The 3,400-nt window shown below is 60.6% G+C and carries 4 protein-coding genes and 1 pseudogene; all 5 read right to left on the reverse strand.

What is annotated here, in order from left to right; translation table 11 throughout:
- The coding region (locus GXY33_08965; GenBank protein NLX05262.1) for an A/G-specific adenine glycosylase at window positions 1-150 on the reverse strand (150 nt) is incomplete at its 3' end.
- A gap of 550 nt (window positions 151-700) precedes the next feature.
- The gene (locus tag GXY33_08970; GenBank protein NLX05263.1) at window positions 701-1,393 is read right to left on the reverse strand and encodes a PEP-CTERM sorting domain-containing protein; all 693 of its coding nucleotides are present in this window, start codon (window positions 1,391-1,393) and stop codon (window positions 701-703) included.
- A gap of 80 nt (window positions 1,394-1,473) precedes the next feature.
- Window positions 1,474-2,325 carry a FadR family transcriptional regulator gene (locus tag GXY33_08975; GenBank protein NLX05264.1) on the reverse strand — a complete coding sequence of 284 codons (852 nt, stop codon included), beginning with the start codon at window positions 2,323-2,325 and terminating at the stop codon, window positions 1,474-1,476.
- Window positions 2,326-2,593: 268 nt separating this feature from the next.
- Window positions 2,594-2,773: pseudogene (locus tag GXY33_08980) on the reverse strand (hypothetical protein).
- A gap of 475 nt (window positions 2,774-3,248) precedes the next feature.
- Window positions 3,249-3,400 (reverse strand): CopG family transcriptional regulator (locus tag GXY33_08985; GenBank protein NLX05265.1); only part of this gene is annotated, 152 nt, incomplete at its 5' end.

A 3,400-nucleotide genomic window follows, 5' to 3' on the forward strand; every position in this document is an offset into this window, starting at 1 on the left:
CTGCTGCAGCATAATCTCCGAAACCCACACCGCGTACGCATCCCCGCGCCGCCGCCACGGCAACTCCCGCCGGTGACCCGCAAACCACCGCAACAGCAACCGCCGAACCCGCAAAACGTCGGGCGCCCGATCTGATTGGCTGGTCGTCATCTTGCCTGTCCCAATGAGCGAATCGTTCCGAACAAACACCAATTCTAGCGTCAAGACCGCCTCCGCGCCGACGATTTCTCCCGCACCCCGACCGCAGCCCCTGTCCCAATTCGCCCCTTCCACCCGACACGCCCCCTCCAGGTCATTCCCGCGCACGCGGGAATCCAGAATCCCCAGCCTCCCGTCCCGTACGGGCAACCCTTGTGGTTGCCCCGCCCCCAGATCACCAACCCCTACCACCGCCGCATTCGCAAATTCCAAAAATCCGAAATCCGAGATTCCTCCGCGTCTCCGCGCCTCTGCGGGAGAACTCCGGCATCATGAATGGCCCTCCCCAAATCCGAAATCCGAAATCCCAAATTCCAAATCCAGAATCCCCCCTCGACCACAATCCCGACCACGAACCCCTTTCCCATTGATATCCCCGCGACAACCGCTACCATAAAAAACAAACGTGTGGAAGGCGTTGCTTTTCCCGTGTTACCTGCACGCCTTTCACACGTTGTTTTATCGCTGCCGTCGTTGCAGCCGAATCACATCCCTGCCGTCGTCATCGCCTCCTGCGAACCAGCAGCCACCCGAACGCCAGCAGACCCATCGTCATCGGCTCCGGTACCGACGCCAGCGAGTCTATCGTCACGCCCGAAGGAACCCCGCTCGTCCCGTTGGTCACCCGGAACGCCAGCACCCACGAATTCGCAGCGATCGTCTCGCCCTGCGAACCGTCGTACGTGAAACTGTAGCTGTACGTCTGCCACGTCGAGTCGATGGTCGCCTTGGAAATGCTCACCACATCGTGCATCGAACCGTCGTACAGCCCCCAGAACACGTCCAGATCCGCGGTATCGCGGATATCCGTGCCCTGCGAAAACTGACGATACTTGAACGCCACCTGATACGTCTCTCCAGCCGCCAGATCGCACCCGACGTCCTGCCACATGCGTATGTCGCCCGCTCCCGCGTGCAACTGCATGTACGCCATCGACGGCGAGGTGTCTTCCACGTTCGCGTACGAGTCGATGTAGTACCCGCCGCCCGTCGCGTCAGCCCAGCACTGCCATCCGTGCGTCGCCGCCGGCTGATCGCCCATCGGCGAATACAAACTCGAAACGCCGTCATCCGACCCCGTCCAGGCAACGTCGAACGTGGCGTTGGTCAGATAGTCCGATATCTGAACCGCAGCCTCCACGCCGGGCGACAGACACAAACACATCACCGCCAGTACCAGCCACCATCGTTTCATTCGCTTTCTCCTTTCACAACCGGATCAACGACCGTATCCGACGGACCGTCCGCCGGATAACACACGCAGGAACGGTGACGTCAGCGATCGCCGTGTTCCGACTCCCGAGCCCTCTTGCTCTTGTCGCTCTCCTCACGCAAATTCAGAATGTGCGACCGCATCGTCTCTTCCGCCAACTCCGAATCGCCCGTCTCCAGAGCGACGAGAATCTCCGCGTGACCGTGAATCCCCTTGTAGTAGTTGTGCTCGGGATAGGTCCACTGCAGAGAATAGTACGTTCCGATGATCATCGAATTGACCGTGTACAACAGCTCATTCCCGCACTCCTGCCCCAGAAGCTCGTGAAAGTTCCTGTCGTGCATCAGGAACATCCTCACCCGGTTGGCCTCCGCCGCTCTCCGCATCCCGTCCACCTCGTGCCGCACGCACGCCAGCCCCTCCGATGAAATGTGCGCCGCCGCCAGTCCCGCGATTACCGGCTCGATCGCCAGACGAACCGGAATCGTCTCCTCCAGACTCGCCGAAATGAACTCCTCCATCAGCGGGGCGAAAACCCGAACCACCCGCAGCGGATCGAACCGGCCGATATACCACCCAGCCCCGTGCCGCGGCTCCAGAAGTCCGAACGTCTTCAAAATCGTCATCGCCTCATGCAGCGCGTAATTCCCCACCCCCAACTCCCTGCTCAACTCCTTCTCGTTCGGCAGCCGATCCCCCACCGACAACTGACGGCTGTGAATGAACTGAATCAAAGCCGGAATGATCCGCTCCGCCTTGTTGGCCGTCGCCGATACGTTGACGTTGACGTACGCCTTCCCCTCCGACAAATAAGACGGCTCCGCCTGATCGATCAGCGGCGCCCGCCGGTAAAGACCCGACCAGAAACCCGCGCGACCCGCCGACCGCGACTCCGCCTGCGTCCCTCCATCCATCTTTTTCTTCCCTCGCCTCGTCGTCCTGTGACCCCGAATAATCGGCAGTCACCATGTCTCCAAGTCTCCCGGAGTATACAAAAAGACAACTATCCTGTCAACACTATTTATTTCTCCGCCACCGCCTACCCCGCCAAATCTCCGCAAACCCCTCTAACACAACAACCTACAACCCAACCCAGTCCCATCGCCCCATCCCGTACGAGCATCCCTTGTGGTTGCCCCTCCCCCCAACCCCGAGTCCCCAGCCCCCATCCCCGCCCCTTCCCTCTTCTACAATCCCAATCTCCTCCTCCGTCAGCCCATACAACCCATACACCAACCCGTCAATCTCCCCGTCCACCGCCGCAATCTGTCGCTCCACCACCGTCTTCTCATACCCCGTCTTTCGCTTCCCTCGCCATCCCTGCCCGCTCTTCTCGTTGTTCCTGCCTCCCCATCTTGACATACCCGCCCCTCTTGTGTCATTCCCGCGCAGGCGGGAATCCAGAATCCCCAAAAACCTAGCAGCGGTCAACGCCGTATGGAGCACCTCATGGCCCGCCACATGACTTGACACCCGCCTCACAAATGGTATAACACAACCAATCCAGATTCCTGGAGTTGGATCGCCCGCACAAGGTGAGCCTGAAAACCCCTGGCCAACCGGTCCTTTCCCATCCCCGGTAGGGCGGGAGGTTCTGCCGCAAAGCGGCAGGTTCACCCGCCATTCGAATACCACACCGCGCCCCTCGCCCCGCCTCTCATTTTGCACTTTGCATTCTGCCTTCTGCACTTTGCCTTAAGATCCCCAACCCCGAATCCCCAATCCCTTCTTGCAGCCCCCCGGACTCCCGGACCCCCGCTTTCCCCCCTTCGCTCCCTTCGCGACCTTCCGTTCAAACCCTCCGCCCCTCCGTGTGTTCCGCGCACCTCCCGCCCGCCTACGCCGACCGGTTATGTTCCACATACCGGTCCACCAGCGCGCGGATCATCTTCTGATACCGCGTCCCATGCTTCCGCGCCTCCTTCTTGAAAAACTCCACGCTCGACTTCGTCAGCGACAGCGTCACCTTCACCTGCTCATCCTTCAGGA

It is taken from the genome of Phycisphaerae bacterium, assembly GCA_012729815.1.
Taxonomy (GTDB): domain Bacteria; phylum Planctomycetota; class Phycisphaerae; order JAAYCJ01; family JAAYCJ01; genus JAAYCJ01.

Excerpts from the sequence above, each read along its gene's own strand:
- GXY33_08970 (NLX05263.1), bottom strand. The coding sequence starts at position 1,393 with ATGAAACGATGGTGGCTGGTACTGGCGGTGATGTGTTTGTGTCTGTCG.
- GXY33_08975 (NLX05264.1), bottom strand. The coding sequence starts at position 2,325 with ATGGATGGAGGGACGCAGGCGGAGTCGCGGTCGGCGGGTCGCGCGGGT.